Genomic DNA, 15,776 nt, shown 5'->3' on the forward strand with positions numbered 1-15,776 from the left:
GGTCAGCGGGGCAGCGGGATCTCCGCGGTGACGGTGGTCGGCCCACCGGCCGGGCTGCCGACGGTCAGCTCGCCGTCGACCGTGCGCAGCCGGTCGGCGAGCCCGGCCAGCCCACCGCCCGCCACGATCCGGGCGCCGCCGGGACCGCCGTCCGACACCCGCAGCCGCAGCACGTCGTCGTGTTCGGAGATCGTCGCCAGCGCCGGGGTGCCGGCATGCTTCGCGGCGTTGGTGAGCAGTTCGGCGGCGCTGAAATAGACGATCGTCTCGATCGACGGTGGCGGGCGCCGCGGCAGGTCGACCTCGATCCGCGCGTCGATCCCGGAGCTGGCCACCAGCGTGGACAGCGCGATGTCGAGCCCGGCGTCCAGCGCGGCCGGGTGGATGCCGCGAGCGAGGTCGCGGAGTTCGGTCAGCGCCTGCTTCGCGTTGGCATGGGCCGCGGTGACCAGGTCCCGGACCTGCCCGACGTCGACGGCGTCGCCGGTCAGCTCGTCCTTGGCCAGGCCGAGCCGCATGGCCAGCGCGACGAGCTGTGCCTGCGCGCCGTCGTGCAGGTCCCGTTCGATCCGGCGCAGCCGCAGCGCGGCGTCCTCGACCGCGGTGGCCCGGCTCTCCTCCAGGTCACGCACCCGCTCGGACAGCGCGCGCTGGCCGAGCAACGCCACGACGAGCAGCCGGTCGAGCGCGACCAGCCCGTGCACCAGCCACGGCAGCGCGAGGAGCATGAGCAGACCGGAGACTCCCCACACCAGGGTGCCGGGCCAGGTCTCGCTGTAGATGTCGAACACCGGCATGCGCTTGCCGTCCATCAGCGGCCACAGCACCGGGTAGGTCACGGCGGCGAACCCGAACAGCGTCGTGGAAACCAGCACGAACGGGCCGATCACCGAGAGCGGCAGCCGCAGCACGAAATAGCCGATCGACCGCCAGCCGAACGGGTCACCGGCACGGGCCTTCAGCCAGTTCCACAGCCCGGGTTTCAGCTCCGCGCGCCGGGGCGCCGGAGCCCGGACGCCCAGCATGCGCCCGGCCAGCCGCCGATGCGCGCCGCCGAGCAGCCGGGCGTACTGCACGGCGCCGCTGACCACGAGCAGCCCGACCACCAGTGGCGACAGCGCGACGCCGAGCACGAACCCGGCGAGCACACTCACCAGCGATACCACCGACAGCAGCGCGGAGAAGAAGACCCAGGCGTACTCGGCGTAGAAATCCCGGCTCAGCCAGCGGCCGAAGAGCCACCGCGGGATGCCCTGGCGGGCGGTCGAGGGCGCGTACGAGCTGGTCACGGCCCCAAGTCTGCCGTCGCCACCCCGGCCGCGCCCACCCGGTTATCCCTACTCCCGGCTGCGGGAAACCGCAGGTCCCCGTCGTGGGCGACGTGGCTCATGCGCCCCACTGAGGTTTTCTCACTAACGGATTCCGGAGCCGTATGTGTGTTGCCGGTTGTGTTGTAGGACGCCTGGGGTGTGGCAAGGGCGTCCCTGGGTGCGGTGGACGCACCCAGGGCGTCCCTCGGACTTGCCTCCTTACCGGCGCTCAGCGCCGCGAAGGACCCCTTCACCACACCACCAAGCCCCCGGGAAAGCACCCACCAGCAAAACCGCACCTACCGAGAAACCCCAATGTGGCGTTCGGTGCGTCCAGCGCACCCAATGCCACATTGGGGCGCTCGGCCGAGCTAGTCCTCGCGGGGTGCCACCGCGTCCTCGGGCCGCTGGGACTCGTGGTCGGCGCGGGCACGTGCCGAGGCCTCCCGCATCTCGATGACGTCGGTCAGCAGCTCGCCGGTTTCGCGGGCGATGCCGCGGATCGCGCCGGTGATGATGGTGGCGATGTTCCCGATGTGGGTAGCCGCCGATTCGGTGATCACCTGAACTGTGTCCTTGCCGCTCTCGAACTGACCCACCATGACAGGTTCCTTAAGCTGCTCGGAGTGCACGGTCACGGTCCACGGTAGCGGGTGTGGCCCGCTCACCGGTCCACGGCAGCGCCAGCTTCACGATCTTCTTCGCCACCGACCAGAGCTGCCGGTGCAGCGGGCCCGTGTGGTACGGCAGGCCGTACTTCTCGCAGATCGCCCGGACCTCGCCGGCGATCTCGGGGTAGCGCCGCGCCGGGATGTCCGGGAACAGGTGGTGCTCGATCTGGTGCGAGAGGTTCCCGCTCATGATGTGGAACAGCGGGCTGCCGCTGATGTTCGCCGAGCCGAGGATCTGCCGCAGGTACCACTGGCCCCGCGTCTCTTCGGCGGTCTCCTCCTCGGAGAAGCTTTCGACGTCGGCGGGGAAGTGGCCGCAGAAGATGATCGCGAACGCCCACAGGTTGCGGGTCAGGTTCGCGGTCGCGTTGCCCAGGAGCGTCAGCGGTGCGAGCGGGCCGGTCAGCAGCGGGAAGAGCACGTAGTCCTTGCCGATCTGCCGGGCCGCCTTGCGCACGATCTTCTTCAGGACCGGGCGGTTCTCTTCGAACGTCCGCTCGCCCTTGACGACCTTCTCGACTTCGAGGTCGTGCAGCATCACACCCCACTCGAAGAGGATCGCCAGCAACGTCGCGTACACCAAGTTGCCCAGGTAGTACGGATGCCATTTCTGCGCCGGGTCCATGCGCAGGATTCCGTAGCCGACGTCGCGGTCCTTGTCGACGATGTTCGTGTACGTGTGGTGGATGTAGTTGTGCGAATGCCGCCAGTTCTCCGCGGGCGCGACGGTGTCCCATTCGAACTGCTGCGAGCTCAGCGCCGGATCACGGGTCCAGTCGTACTGGCCGTGCATCACGTTGTGCCCGATCTCCATGTTGTCCAGGATCTTCGCGACCGAGAGCGCGGTGACCCCGGCGAGCCACGCGGGCGGGAAGAATCCGGCGAACAGCAACGCGCGCCCGGCGACCTCAAGGCCGCGCTGCGTCTTGATGATGTTGTGGATGTAGTCGACGTCGGCCTGGCCGAGGTCGTCGACGATCCGCTGGCGCAGCTCGTCGAGTTCGCGGCCGAAATCCTCGACCTGTTGCGGGGTGAGGCGGTCCTGCAGACCGGTCATGACAAACGCTCCTTACGGCTCACAAGTCGATCTCGACGTCCCCGACCGGGACGGAGATGCACAGCTGGATTTCCTCGTTCTCTTCGCCGGAGACCTCGCCGGTCCTGGCGTTGCGTACCTGGCCCGCGGTCTTGACCCGCGTGCACGAGAAGCAGATGCCCATCCGGCAGCCGTGTTCCGGGCGCAGCCCGGCGGCCTCGGCCTGCTCCAGCAGCGGGACGCCGGAGTTCTCGCATTCCCGGCCGCTGCGGGCGAACCGCACGCGGCCCTCGGCGCTGTCCGTGTCGAAGGTCAGCGCCGGGGGAGTGAACTCCTCGGTGTGCAGGCGTTCACTCAGCCCGGCCCCGGCGTACACCTCGCGGACCGAGTCCATCAGCGGTTTCGGCCCGCACAGGTAGGTTTCGGCGTCCCGGTACCACGGCGCGGCCTTCGCCAGATGCCGCGCGGAGAAGAAACCGTGCAGGGTCGCGCCGCGCTTGGCGTGGGTGTAGGCGTGGACGACGCGCAACGCGGGGTGCCGTGCGGACAGCGACGCGAGTTCGTCGCGGTAGAGCACGTCGGCCGCGGTGTTCGCGTAGTGCAGGAAGACGATTTCGCCGGGGTGACCTTCGTCGACGAGCGTGCGCAACATCGAGAGCACCGGCGTGATCCCGCTGCCGCCGCTGATCAGCACGACGCGGTCCGGCCGCGCCCGCGGCAGCGTGAACGCACCGTCCGCAGTGGACAGTCCGAGTATCGTGCCGACCCCGGCGTTCGCCTTGAGGTGCCGGGAAACCAGGCCCTGCGGGTCGGCCTTGATCGTGAACTCGAGCAGGCCGTCCGCCCGGTGCTGAGAGCACGACGGCGAATAGCAGCGGGTGCGCCGGACCCCGTCGATGTCGAGTGTCACCCGGACGTACTGGCCCGCGGTGAACCCTCGCCACGCCCTCGACGGCCGGACGGTGAGGGTGACCGTGTCCGGCGTCTGGTGCCGTACGTCCGTCACGAGGCCGCGGATCTCGCGGCGCACCAGCATCGGGTCGAGCAGCTCGAGGTAGCGGTCCATGCCGTGCGGCGTCAGCAGGGCCTCGGCCAGCGACGCCAGCGCGCGGACGCGGCCGGTTCGTGGCAGCAGTGCCGTCATCACATCTCCCGAATTGAGTGAACGGCTGTACACTGAATAGTGGAGTGCATGACGGGGGGCGCTGTCAATGTCGGAACGGAAGAAGGCGGATGTGACGTGAGCGATACCGCGAACGCCCGTACGCTGTCGGTCGTGTCGGAAGCGGTGGAGCCGGTGAGCAGGCAGGAGCGCAAGCAGCGCACGCGGCAGGCCCTGCTCGACGCCGCGCTGGACCTGCTGGCCGACCGCGGGTTCGCGAGCCTTTCGCTGCGCGAGGTCGCCAAACGCGCGGGCATCGTGCCGACGGCGTTCTATCGGCATTTCGCCTCGATGGAGGAACTCGGCGTCGCGCTGGTGGAGGAGTCCATGCGCACGCTGCGCGGGATGATCCGCGACGCGCGCCGCCGTCCGGGTGACCACGAGCAGCTGATCGAGGCCTCGGTGTGCACGCTGCACGAGCACGTGCGCGCACACGAGGACCATTTCCGGTTCCTGACCAGGGAACGCTACGGCGGCAGTGGTCCGGTGGCCCGTGCGATCGGCGTGGAGCTGCGGTTGTTCTCCAGCGATCTCGCGATCGACCTCGCCCGGTTCGATCAGCTGCGCACCTGGACCACCGAGGACCTGCACATGCTCGCCGAGCTCATCGTCACCGCGATGCTGGCCACGGTGCTGGAGCTGCTCGAAACGCAGCCGCGTGACAAGGGAACCGACGAACGCCTCATCGAACTGGCCGAAAAGCGGCTCCGATTCCTCCTCTCCGGAGTACCGCACTGGATCAGCCGCTGACTTCGGGCATGTCCCCGCACCGCCAGACGTGGTAAGAACCTCGCAGACGTGATCGGGATCTCATCTGAGAGGACCTCGCGTGGCGGAGAACGAAAAGCGGCTCACAGTGGGCGTTGTCGCCGAATCCAGGCCGGGTGAGCGCCGGGTGGCGCTCGTGCCCAAGCTGGTGGGCAGACTGGCCGGCCGCGGTCTGAAGGTCGTAGTCCAATCGGGTGCCGGTGCGGCCGCGTACGTGTCCGACGACGCGTTCGAACAGGCGGGTGCCGAACTCGGGGACGCGTGGGACGCCGACATCGTGGTCAAGGTGGCGGCCCCCACGGCGGACGAGGTCGCGCGGCTCGGGGCCGGGACCGTCCTCATTGGATTCCTCAATCCCCGCGGTGATCCGGACGGCGTGGCGGCGCTGGAGAAAGCCGGTGTACGCGCGTTCGCCGTCGAGGCCATCCCGCGCATTTCCCGCGCGCAGGCGATGGACGCGTTGTCCTCGCAGAGCGGCGTCGCGGGCTATCGCGCGGTCCTGCTCGCCGCGGAGAACCTGCCCCGGTTCTTCCCGATGCTCACCACTGCCGCGGGCACCGTGCCCCCGGCGAAGGTGCTCGTGCTCGGCGCCGGGGTCGCCGGCCTGCAGGCGCTCGCCACGGCGAAGCGGCTCGGCGCGCAGACCACCGGCTACGACGTCCGCCCCGAGGTCGGCGAGCAGGTGCGTTCGCTGGGCGCGCAGTTCCTCGACCTCGGTATCGAGGCGGTCGGCGAGGGCGGGTACGCCCGAGAGCTGACCGAGGAGGAACGAGCCGAGCAGCAACGCAGGCTCACCGAGGCGATCACGAAGTTCGACGTCGTGATCACCACCGCGCTCGTGCCGGGCCGCAAGGCGCCGACGCTGGTGACCGAGGACGCCGTCAAGGGCATGCCCGACGGCGGGGTCGTCGTGGACCTCGCCGCCGAAACCGGCGGCAACTGCGTGCTGACGAAACCCGGCGAGACGGTCGTCGAGCACGGCGTCACGATCGCCGGGCCGCTCAACCTGCCCGCCGAAATGCCCGCGCACGCCAGCGAGCTCTACGCCCGCAACGTGACCGAACTGCTCGAACTGCTGGTGGACGGCGAAGGAAGGCTCACGCTCGACTTCTCCGACGAGATCGTCGCCGGGGCCTGTGTGGCCGGGCGCGGGGACGGGAGTGACCGGTGACGACACTGGTGGAAAACCTCGCGGTGCTGGTGCTCGCCGGATTCGTGGGCTTCGCGGTGATCTCCAAGGTGCCCAACACCCTGCACACCCCGCTGATGTCCGGCACCAACGCCATCCACGGCATCGTCCTGCTGGGCGGGCTGCTCGTGCTCGGTCTCGACAGCAGTGACGGCGTGCTCAACAGGATCCTGCTCGTCATCGCGATCGCCTTCGGCACGATCAACGTCGTCGGCGGATTCCTGGTCACCGACCGGATGCTCGCGATGTTCAAGGGCAAGAAGCCCGAGGCGGACAAGAAGGAGGGCGACCAGTGACCGAGCTCATCGCCGTCCTCTACATCATCGCCTTCGCGCTGTTCATCTACGGCCTGATGGGGCTCACCGGGCCCCGGACCGCGGTGCGCGGCAACTGGATCGCCGCCACGGGCATGGGCATCGCGGTGATCGCGACCCTGCTCACCCCCGGCATGGGCAACTGGCTGCTGATCGTGCTCGGCGTCGGTATCGGCGTGCTGGTCGGGGTGCCGTCCGCGCGCCAGGTCAAGATGACCGCGATGCCGCAGATGGTGGCGTTGTTCAACGGCGTCGGCGGTGGCGCGGTCGCGCTCATCGCCTGGGTCGAGTTCCGCACCACCGACGGCTACGCGCACGAACCGGCGTACGTCGCGATCGCCTCGCTTTTCGCCGCGCTGATCGGCTCGATCTCCTTCTGGGGCTCGCTGATCGCGTTCGGCAAGCTGCAGGAGCTGATCTCCGGCAAGCCGGTCACCATGGGCAAGGCACAGCAGCCGGTCAACCTGCTCCTGCTGATCGTCGCGGTCGGCTGCGCGGTGTGGATCGCCTCCGGCGGGGACGCCGAGATCCTGATGATCGGGCTGCTGCTGGCCGCGGCCGTGCTCGGCCTCACCGTGGTACTGCCGATCGGCGGTGCCGACATGCCCGTGGTCATCTCGCTGCTCAACGCGTTCACCGGGCTTTCGGCCGCGGCGATGGGGCTCGCGCTGTCCAACACCGCGCTCATCGTGGCGGGCATGATCGTCGGCGCGTCCGGTTCGATCCTGACCAACCTGATGGCCAAGGCGATGAACCGGTCCATCCCGGCGATCGTCGCGGGCGGCTTCGGCGGCGGCACCGCCGTCGCCTCCGGTGGCGGGTCCGGGGAACAGCGCCCGGTGCGCAGTACCAGCGCCGCCGACACCGCGATCCAGATGGCGTACGCGAACAAGGTGGTCGTCGTGCCGGGCTACGGCATGGCGGTCGCGCAGGCCCAGCACGCGGTGCGGGAGATGGCGAAACTGCTGGAGGCCAAGGGAATCACCGTCGCCTACGCGATCCATCCGGTGGCGGGCCGGATGCCGGGGCACATGAACGTCCTGCTCGCCGAGGCCGACGTGCCCTACGAGCAGCTGCGCGAGATGGACGAGATCAACTCCGAGTTCGCGCAGACCGACGTCGCGCTGGTGATCGGTGCCAACGACGTGACCAACCCGGCCGCGGAGACCGACCCCGGCTCGCCGATCTACGGGATGCCGATCCTCAAGGTCAGCGAGAGCCGTTCGATCATCGTGCTCAAGCGCGGCATGAGCTCGGGCTTCGCCGGGATCGACAACGACCTGTTCTACGATCCCAAGACCAGCATGCTCTTCGGGGACGCGAAGTCCTCGGTGGGCGAGATCGTCGAGGAGCTGAAAGCACTTTGAACCCCGGGTCGGATGTGCGGGCAGACTTCGCGGATCCGGCCGAGAACCTGGCTTTCGACGAGGCCCTGCTGCGGGTCGCGCAGGAGGCGCCGGTGCTGTGGCTCTGGCGCAATCCGGCGTGTGTCGTGGTCGGACGCGGGCAGAAGCTCGCGCGCGAGGTCCGGCTCGAGGCCTGCGAGCGGGACGGGATTCCGGTGCTGCGCCGCGCCAGCGGTGGCGGGACGGTGTTCCACGACCCGGGCAATCTCAACGTGACGCTCGTGCTGCCCGACCCGGCGCAGCGGCCGCTCGAAGCGATCGGCGCCGTGATGCGCGCCGCCGTCGAGCGTCTCGGGCTGCCCGCGAGGATCGGGGAGCGCGGGTTGTTCGTCGGCGAGGCGAAGCTCTGCGGTTTCGCCGTATTCCGCACGAAGACGGGCTTGCTCGCGCATTCGACCCTGCTCGTCGACACGGCCGCGGACCGGGTCGGCGCCTACCTCACCGGGCCACCGCCGGACCCGCGTCCGCTGGATTCCCATCGCAGCCCGGTCGCGTCACTGGCCGAACACGGGCTGCGGCCCGGCCTCGCCACGGTCGAGGCCGCCGTCCGCGACGCTGCCTCGGCGGTGCTGGGCCCGCTGGTGCCCCGGCCACCGGCACAGTCCGAAGTGGACAAACAGCGGGAGCTGCTGCTCACGCGGTACCGGTACCCTGGCTGGCATTCCGACGGCGCGCAGCGCACCGACGCGCTGCGCGGCTGAGCGGCCTGGTCCCGGACTCACCGCCGAGGTGCGACGAGGGCGTCCCTGGGTGCGTCCGTCGGATGCACCGGGGGCGTCCCTCGATGCGGTCAACGCACCCGGGGCGTCCCTCGGTCGGTTCGTGTCCGGTGGATTCAGCCTTGCTCGGCGGCGGAGAAGGTCACTGTCGGAACCTTCCGCGCGGTCCTCTTCGGTGCTTCGGCCTTCGGCGCCGCGACCTTCTTGGTGCGGGAGCGGGTGGCGGGCTCGGCCTTCTTCGCCGTCGCGGTGGTCTTCGCCGGAGCCTTCGCGCGCGTCTTCGCGGCGGCGGGCTTGGCGGCGGTCGCCTTGGTGGTGCTCTTGGCCGCCGGCTTCGCGGTGGCCTTCTTCGGCGCGGTCTTGGCCGCGGCGGCCGTTTTCGCCGTGCTCTTCGCGGGAGCCGCCTTGGCCGGGGCCTTCTTGGCGGTGCTCTTCGCGGCGGGCTTGGCGGCCGCGGGCTTGGCGGCGGTCGCCTTCGGCGCGCTCGCGCCCCTGCGGCCCGCGACGGGCTTGGCGGTCTTGGTGGTCTTGGTGGCGCGCGCCTTCTTCTTGGCACCGGGGACGATGCGCGGCCTGCGCTTGCGCCCGCCGATCCGCCTGCCGTTCCGGACGTAGGTGTCGAGGAACGACCGGAGCGCCACGGCGTTGTCGTCGGAAAGGTCGATGTCGTAGTCGATTCCGTCCAGCGCGAAGGCGACCGTTTCCGCCGCCGGATCCCCGGTCAGATCGTCCAGCAAGTGCACCGCCGTGTTCCTGGCCACGAAAACCTCCCGTGCTCGATCGTCGTACTGCGCGCAACGGGTCGGCGACGATACTGGCCCCCGATACCGCCGATTCCTTGCAGTTCGCTGATGAGGATAACCGCTGGCTTGCGCGAACTCGCGTAGTGGTGTGCGCTGAACCCATGTCGGCACAGACTTTCGATGTCGTGGTGATCGGGGCGGGACCGGTGGGCGAGGTCGCCGCCGAGCGAGTGGCGCGAGGAGGGTTGAAGGTCGCCCTCGTCGAGCACGAACGGTTCGGCGGGGAATGCTCCTATTGGGCGTGTATCCCGAGCAAGGCGTTGCTGCGCCCGGGAAATCTGCTCGCGGCGGCCAAGCGGATGCCAGGGGTGCCGGTCGGCGACCGGATCGATCCGGAGCAGGTCTTCGCGCGCCGGGACTGGTTCACCGGCAAGGGCGACGACGCCGGGCAGGTCGGCTGGGCGCGCGGCGCCGGGATCGAACCGGTGCGCGGGCACGCCGAGATCACCGGTGACCGGGAGGTCACCGTGGACGGTGACCGGGTTCTCACCGCGCGCCACGCGGTGATCGTGTGCACCGGCAGTGTGCCGAGCACGCCGCCGATTCCCGGGCTGGAAACGATCCGGACCTGGGGCTCGCGCGAGGCCACGTCGGTTTCGTCGGTGCCCGCGCGGCTCGGCGTGCTCGGCGGCGGGGTCGTCGGTGTCGAAATGGCGCAGGCGTGGGCCCGGCTCGGTGCCGAGGTCCATCTGATCATCACGGGGGAACGGCCGCTGCCTCGCCAGCCCGCGTTCGCCGGGGACGCCGTCCTGGACGGACTGCGCGCCGACGGGGTGCGCGTCCACGCGAACTCCGGTCTGAGCCGGGTGTCCGCAGTGGACAGCGGGACCGAGCTGGAACTGAAGGACGGTTCGCGGCTGGTGGTCGACGAACTGCTCGTCGCCACCGGACGCCGTCCGGCCACCACCGGGCTCGGCCTCGACCGGATGGGGCTGACCGAGGGGAAGCCGCTCGACGTCGACGACACCGGCCGGGTGTCCGCTGTGGACGGTGGCTGGCTCTACGCGGCGGGCGACGTCACCGGCCGCGCGCCGCTGACGCATCAGGGCAAGTACGCCGCACGGGCCGCGGGGGACACGGTCGCCGCGCTGGCCAAGGGCGAGCAGGTGGCCGCCGGGCCGTGGAGCCCGTTCACCGCGACCGCCGATCACCACGCCGTTCCGCAGGTGGTGTTCACCGACCCGGAGATCGCCGCGGTCGGGCTCGCGGACGCGCGCGAGGGCTCGGCCGACCGGGTCGTCGAGATCGACATCGCGGTCGCCGGGTCGTCCCTGCACGCCGACGGGTACACCGGCAAGGCCAGGATCGTCGTCGACACCGAACGCGAGGTGCTGCTCGGCGCGACCTTCGCCGGTCAGGATGTCGCCGACCTGGTGCACGCCGCGACCGTCGCGATCGTCGGCGAGGTGCCGCTCTCGCGGTTGTGGCACGCCGTCCCGGCGTTCCCGACGATCAGCGAGGTCTGGCTGCGCCTCCTGGAGGCCTACGGACTCTAGGCCTCCTGAGTGCTCCGGTCACGCGGTGGCTCATGCGCCCCAATGTGGCGTTTGAAGCCCAGTGGACCGCAAGCGTGGGGTTTGTCCTCAGCGGCGGGAACGCTCACGAGACCGGCTGGTCGAGGGCGCCCTGTGCGGCTCGGGTCAGGGCCGGGTCGTCCGAAGTGGACGGTCCGGTGAGCCACACCGCCTGCACGACCCGCACCGAAGCGCCGTCGAGCTTGCTCTGGTAGGCGGCGTTCTCGAAGCGCGGGACCTCGCCGTTCCACTGGCCGGTCTCGGTGGCGACGTCGAGAATGCCGCCTCCGCCCGGGGTGTCGGCGATGGCCTTGAAGGCGGCGGCCTGCCCGCTGCTGGTGAAGTCCACGATGCCGACGGTCACCGCGGCGGGCCGCCCGTCGACCGTCGCGGCGAAACTGGCGCGGCGGACTCCGGCGCAGCTCGTGCGTTGCAGGCTCACCTGGACGTCACCGAAGGCGTGCGACGCGCAGCGCTGGTCCGCACTGCTCGCACGCCGGGTGAACTCCAGGCTCTGCACCGGGGCCGTGCTCGGCGGGGCGCTGGACACCGGCGTCGGCGGCGGCGTGGCCGCGGGTGTGCTCGGGCTCGCGGTGGGCGCGGGCGTGTCGGAGGAACTGTTCGCCGCCACCACGATCGCCGCGACGAGCAGCACGACCAGCAGTCCGATCGCGCCGATCGGCAGCCAGCGGACGGTGCGGGACTTCTTCTCCGGCCGGGCGGACTCCGAACGCGGCTGGTCGGGCTGGTGCGGCGGTGCGCTCGCCGTGGACGCCGCGGGCCCCCTGGCGGGGGGGGGGGGGGGCGGGCGGGGGGGCGGGGGGGGGGGGGGGGGGGGGGGGGGGGTCCGGATCGGACACCGCGGACGGCGGGGTCGGCGGCCGCTGCGCCACCGGCGGGGCGGGCGTGCGCCGGGGTGGCGGGGTCTTGGCCGGGGTCTGCTCGGCCTGCTTCACCGCGGGTGCGGCCGGGGCTGCCGACGCGACCGGGGCCGCCGCCGACGCGGCGGGCGGGCTCGGCACCGCGGCGGGGACAGGGGCCGGGGCCGGTTTCGCGGGTGGTTCCTGTGGCGGGACCGGTCTCGTCGGCGCGGCGGCGACCAGGGGATTTTCCCGGATGACCGTCTGCTCGTTGTCGGAGAACTGGCTGAAGCCCTCGCCGAGCAGGACCTCGTCGGACAGGTCGGGCGTGCCGGGCGCGAGTGCCTCGATGAGCGCGCGGGCCTGGTCGATCGAGCGCGGGCGGCGGGCCGTGGCGAGCGAGACGGTGGCGGCGAGCATCGACGTCGGGGTCGGGTAGAGCACGCGGACCGGGCCGGCGAGATCCGCCGGCGGCTGCTCGACGGTCTCGACGTACGGGCCGACCGCGAGGATCGTGCCGATCGGTGCCGCACCGGGAGCGATCTCGGCGATCCGGCGTTCACACGCCTGCGAGACGTCCAGTGCCTCGGTCGCCGGGTTCACCGTGTCGTCGCCGTGCACCAGCGGCCAGCCGTCGGCCTTCCACTGCGCGCTCAGCGGTGCCTCGAGCCGCAGCGCCGGGTCCGGCAGATCGACGCCGATGACGATGAGGACGCCCTTGGGCAGCACGACGACCGCTTCCACGGGCGCGCCCTCGCCGACCGGGTCGGCACCGATCAGCGCGACGCCGCCGATCACGGTGCTGCCGCGGCCCAGCGAGGCGAGTGCCGCCCGGACGTCCTCGGCGACCCGGGACGGCTGTTGAGCGAGGCGTACGAGTCGCACGAACCCTCCCCGGACAGTGTTTTTCCGTCTCGTTCGCGCACACGCTAGCGCGCCGGGCCCCGGGAGCCACGCGACACGGGGACTTCTTTTGTCTCACCCTCCGAAAGGGGTGCGGCGGGGATACGCATCGTCGTGACAACCGTCACCCGGACGGGTGTTCACTCGTTGGGGGGCGGAAGTAGTGCCCGCTCCCACTTCAGGAGGGTCCGATGGCCGTACCCCGTTCCTGGCGCAGGCGATCCGCGGTGTTCGCCGCGCTGCTCGCGCTCCCCGTACTCGTGGCCGCGCCGGTGGCCGCCGATCCGCTCGCCCCGGTCTCCTCGGGGCTCACCCGGCTGCTCGACACCGTAACGGGCGGGACGAGGGTGACGGCGCTCGTGCACGCCGCCGACGTCGCGACGGCGGCGGACGCGGTGCGTTCGGCGGGGCTGACCCCGCTCACCTCGTTCGACCGCATCGGCGTCGTCGCCGCCGGCGGGACCGCCGACCAGGTACGCGCCGTGCGGGGTGTCCCCGGCGTGAGCTACGTCGAGAGCAACGATCCACTGAGGACGGCCGCGAGCAGCACCGGCACCACCGCGACCCGCAGCCTTCAGGCGAGGACCACGCTCAAGGACGGGAACGGCGCTCCACTGGACGGGCGCGGTGTCGGCGTCGCGATCATCGACACCGGCGTGAACCCGACCCACCCGGCGTTCCGCGCGCCGGACGGCTCGACGAGGGTGGTGCGCAGCCTCAAGAGCCTGTGCGCCGACGGCACCGCGACGAACTGCATCGTGGACGTACCGACCACTGTGGACACCGACACGCTGTCGCTCGGCGGGCACGGAACCCACGTCACCGGCATCGCGGCGGGCAACGACCTGACGCTGTCCGACGGCACGCGGGTCGGTGGATCCGCGCCGGGCTCGAAGATCACCGCCATCTCGACCGGGGCGGCGCTGCTGGTGCTGGGTACCGACGCGGCGCTGAACTGGGTGCTGGAACACCACGCCGCGCCGTGCGGCGCCGGGGTGTCGCCCGCGGTGTGCCCGCCGATCAAGGTCATCAACAACTCCTACGGACCGAGCGGCGGCGGCGCGTTCGACCCCGCCTCGGCGACGGTCAAGCTGCAGCGGGCGCTGGCCGCCGAGGGCGTGGTCACGGTGTGGGCCAACGGCAACGACGGCGGTGACGGCTCGAAGAACCTGTCCAACCCGCCCGGCCAGGACCCGACGCCCGGAGTGCTGTCCGTGGCCTCCTACAACGACCAGGGCACCGGTACGCGGGACGGCTCGGTGTCCACGTTCTCCTCACGGGGCCTCAAGACCGACCCCGCGAGCTGGCCGGACGTCTCCGCGCCGGGCGAGAACATCCTCTCCGCCTGCGGCGTCACCCTGCTCATCTGCACGCAGGGACTCCAGCCGAAAAACGGGCCCGGGCCACTGGATCTGGCCACCTACAACGTGATCAGCGGGACGTCGATGGCGGCCCCGCAGATCACCGGGATCGTCGCCCAGCTGTTCCAGGCCGCGCCTTCGGCCTCGGCGGGCGACATCGAGCGGGCGATCAAATCGACGGCGTACAAATACGTCAACGGCGCGCCCTACGTCGTGAACGGTCCGTACACCTCCAGTTTCGACAAGGGAGCGGGCCTGGTGGACGTGGTCGCGGCGGCGACCTCGCTCGGCGCTCGTCCCTGATCACCCTGGCGGGGGACCCGGAAACCCGATACGGTCAGCTCCCGGCGGCTGACCATGCCGGATTTCGGGCCCCCGCCCCCATAACCGTGGGACTTGTGGTGTTCGTGTGGCCAAACAGCACGGTTGGGGTGCAGAATGTGCTACACGTATCGGGAACTGGCACGAGAGCCCAGACCTGCATCGCTCGGGAGAGGCCGTAGGGGAAGACGTCCCTCGTCGAGCAAGCGGAGGTCAGCAGTGAGCACCCGTGGCAACACCCGAGGCGTGGTGTACGTCCACTCGTCGCCGTCTGCGGTTTGTCCGCACGTCGAGTGGGCTATTTCGGGCACCCTGGGTGCCCGTGTCGAGCTGAAGTGGACGGCGCAGCCTGCCAGTCCGGGTCAGCTGCGTGCCGAGTGCGGCTGGCGCGCGCCCGCGGGCACCGGCGGCAAGCTCGCCGCCGCCCTCAAGGCGTGGCCGATGCTGCGCTTCGAGGTCACCGAGGAGCCCAGCGCGGGCGTCGACGGTGAGCGGTTCTGCTTCGCGCCGGGCCTCGGCCTGTGGCACGGGCGGACGAGCGCCAACGGCGACATCGTCGTGGGCGAGGACCAGCTGCGCGCGCTGGTGGCCAAGACGCGGGCGGGTGAGGCGCTGGCCCACCAGCTCGACGAGCTGCTGGCCGCGAGCTGGGACGAGGCGCTGGAGCCCTATCGGCACGCCGGGGACGGCGCTCCGGTCACCTGGCTGCACCAGGTCGGGTAGCCCGGGTGGGCGGCCGCTAACCTCTTGGGGTGAGTGCCGGTACCCCGACCCGTCAGCGTTGGCTGGTCCCTGTTCTCGTCGTCGTCGCGTCCCTGACCGTCGGTGTCGGGCTGCTGGCCCGTGAGGTCTACAGCCGCCCGGACGCCGCTCCTGCGGGCACCGCCGCCGGGCACACCGTCACTCCGGCGACGTCCACGCCGCTGCGCCCGGACCAGGAACCGGGGCCGGACACCGTCGAGCTCAGCCCGGACGCGGCGGCGCATCCGCAGCAGGAAGCCGTCCACACGGTGCTGCAGACCTACTTCAGCGCGATCAACGAGCGCAACTACGCGAAGTGGACGACGTCGGTCACCAGCGATCTGTACAGCAGCAAGCCGCCGCCGAGGTTCCAGGCCGACTTCCGGTCCACAAAGGACGGCAGCATCCGGATCTACCGGATCGAGCCGGGATCGACGTCCGGGACGCTGCGGGTGCTCGTCGGCTTCACCAGTACCCAGGCTTCCTCGGAGGCGCCGCCCGACTTCCCCGAGCCGTGCATCCGCTGGCGGCTCATGATGCCGCTGGTCCGGGAGGGCAACGGCCTGCGCGTCGACAAGGGTTCGCAGAACGACAACCCGGTCCACGAGAAGTGCTGAAGGGGACGTTCCTCTCGTAAGACGCACTGAAGGGGGGGGTGGGGGGGGGTGTTGGGGGGGGGTTGGGGGGCGGGGGAGTGC

Annotated in this window: 16 protein-coding genes; 9 read left to right on the top strand and 7 right to left on the bottom strand. The window is 70.9% G+C overall.

Going from position 1 to position 15,776, the window contains the following annotated elements; genetic code table 11:
* Window positions 1-2: 2 nt before the first annotated feature.
* The 4 genes from ACFWY9_RS06400 to ACFWY9_RS06415 form a co-directional block, all read right to left on the bottom strand.
* Window positions 3-1,289, bottom strand: coding sequence for a sensor histidine kinase (locus tag ACFWY9_RS06400; RefSeq protein WP_378331191.1), 1,287 nt, complete (start codon window positions 1,287-1,289; stop codon window positions 3-5).
* A 392-nt stretch (window positions 1,290-1,681) separates the two neighbouring features.
* Entirely contained in the window at window positions 1,682-1,912 is a 231-nt protein-coding gene (locus tag ACFWY9_RS06405) for a hypothetical protein (protein ID WP_378338315.1), read from the bottom strand.
* 10 nt (window positions 1,913-1,922) lie between these two features.
* Complete coding sequence (locus ACFWY9_RS06410; RefSeq protein ID WP_378338316.1) at window positions 1,923-3,038, bottom strand: fatty acid desaturase family protein; 1,116 nt, start codon at window positions 3,036-3,038, stop codon at window positions 1,923-1,925.
* A gap of 19 nt (window positions 3,039-3,057) precedes the next feature.
* The gene (locus ACFWY9_RS06415) at window positions 3,058-4,161 is read right to left on the bottom strand and encodes a ferredoxin reductase (protein ID WP_378331174.1); all 1,104 of its coding nucleotides are present in this window, start codon (window positions 4,159-4,161) and stop codon (window positions 3,058-3,060) included.
* Window positions 4,162-4,257: 96 nt separating this feature from the next.
* Here ACFWY9_RS06415 and ACFWY9_RS06420 point away from each other — a divergent pair, with 96 nt between their 5' ends.
* From ACFWY9_RS06420 to ACFWY9_RS06440, 5 genes are all read left to right on the top strand, one after another.
* Window positions 4,258-4,929 carry a TetR family transcriptional regulator gene (locus ACFWY9_RS06420; protein ID WP_378331173.1) on the top strand — a complete coding sequence of 224 codons (672 nt, stop codon included), beginning with the start codon at window positions 4,258-4,260 and terminating at the stop codon, window positions 4,927-4,929.
* A gap of 79 nt (window positions 4,930-5,008) precedes the next feature.
* A complete protein-coding gene (locus tag ACFWY9_RS06425; protein ID WP_378338317.1) occupies window positions 5,009-6,118 on the top strand; it encodes a Re/Si-specific NAD(P)(+) transhydrogenase subunit alpha in 1,110 nt (369 codons plus the stop codon).
* Between the two features lie 5 nt (window positions 6,119-6,123).
* Window positions 6,124-6,432, top strand: a complete 309-nt coding sequence (locus tag ACFWY9_RS06430) for an NAD(P) transhydrogenase subunit alpha (protein ID WP_378331197.1) — start codon at window positions 6,124-6,126, stop codon at window positions 6,430-6,432.
* The gene (locus ACFWY9_RS06435) at window positions 6,429-7,817 is read left to right on the top strand and encodes an NAD(P)(+) transhydrogenase (Re/Si-specific) subunit beta (RefSeq protein ID WP_378331171.1); all 1,389 of its coding nucleotides are present in this window, start codon (window positions 6,429-6,431) and stop codon (window positions 7,815-7,817) included. Before ACFWY9_RS06430 ends, ACFWY9_RS06435 begins: the two co-directional genes overlap by 4 nt.
* A complete protein-coding gene (locus ACFWY9_RS06440; RefSeq protein ID WP_378338318.1) occupies window positions 7,814-8,557 on the top strand; it encodes a biotin/lipoate A/B protein ligase family protein in 744 nt (247 codons plus the stop codon). Before ACFWY9_RS06435 ends, ACFWY9_RS06440 begins: the two co-directional genes overlap by 4 nt.
* Before the next feature lie 134 nt (window positions 8,558-8,691).
* Here ACFWY9_RS06440 and ACFWY9_RS06445 read toward each other — a convergent pair whose 3' ends face one another.
* Window positions 8,692-9,336, bottom strand: coding sequence for a histone-like nucleoid-structuring protein Lsr2 (locus ACFWY9_RS06445; protein WP_378338319.1), 645 nt, complete (start codon window positions 9,334-9,336; stop codon window positions 8,692-8,694).
* Window positions 9,337-9,479: 143 nt separating this feature from the next.
* Between ACFWY9_RS06445 and ACFWY9_RS06450 the strand changes: the two genes are divergently transcribed.
* On the top strand, window positions 9,480-10,874 hold the full coding sequence (locus ACFWY9_RS06450; protein ID WP_378338320.1) for a dihydrolipoyl dehydrogenase family protein: 1,395 nt from the start codon (window positions 9,480-9,482) through the stop codon (window positions 10,872-10,874).
* Between the two features lie 103 nt (window positions 10,875-10,977).
* Here the strand turns inward: ACFWY9_RS06450 and ACFWY9_RS06455 are convergent, their stop codons facing one another.
* Entirely contained in the window at window positions 10,978-11,334 is a 357-nt protein-coding gene (locus ACFWY9_RS06455; RefSeq protein ID WP_378338321.1) for a hypothetical protein, read from the bottom strand.
* Between the two features lie 7 nt (window positions 11,335-11,341).
* Entirely contained in the window at window positions 11,342-12,637 is a 1,296-nt protein-coding gene (locus ACFWY9_RS06460) for a hypothetical protein (RefSeq protein WP_378338322.1), read from the bottom strand.
* 209 nt (window positions 12,638-12,846) lie between these two features.
* Between ACFWY9_RS06460 and ACFWY9_RS06465 the strand changes: the two genes are divergently transcribed.
* From ACFWY9_RS06465 to ACFWY9_RS06475, 3 genes are all read left to right on the top strand, one after another.
* Window positions 12,847-14,319 carry a S8 family peptidase gene (locus ACFWY9_RS06465; protein ID WP_378338323.1) on the top strand — a complete coding sequence of 491 codons (1,473 nt, stop codon included), beginning with the start codon at window positions 12,847-12,849 and terminating at the stop codon, window positions 14,317-14,319.
* 237 nt (window positions 14,320-14,556) lie between these two features.
* Window positions 14,557-15,060, top strand: coding sequence for a DUF3145 domain-containing protein (locus ACFWY9_RS06470; RefSeq protein WP_378331788.1), 504 nt, complete (start codon window positions 14,557-14,559; stop codon window positions 15,058-15,060).
* 29 nt (window positions 15,061-15,089) lie between these two features.
* Window positions 15,090-15,695: a hypothetical protein gene (locus ACFWY9_RS06475; protein WP_378331789.1), complete on the top strand. Its 606-nt coding sequence runs from the start codon at window positions 15,090-15,092 to the stop codon at window positions 15,693-15,695.
* The last annotated feature ends 81 nt before the right edge of the window (window positions 15,696-15,776 follow it).

It is taken from the genome of Amycolatopsis sp. NPDC059027 (assembly GCF_042739735.1).
GTDB lineage: Bacteria > Actinomycetota > Actinomycetes > Mycobacteriales > Pseudonocardiaceae > Amycolatopsis.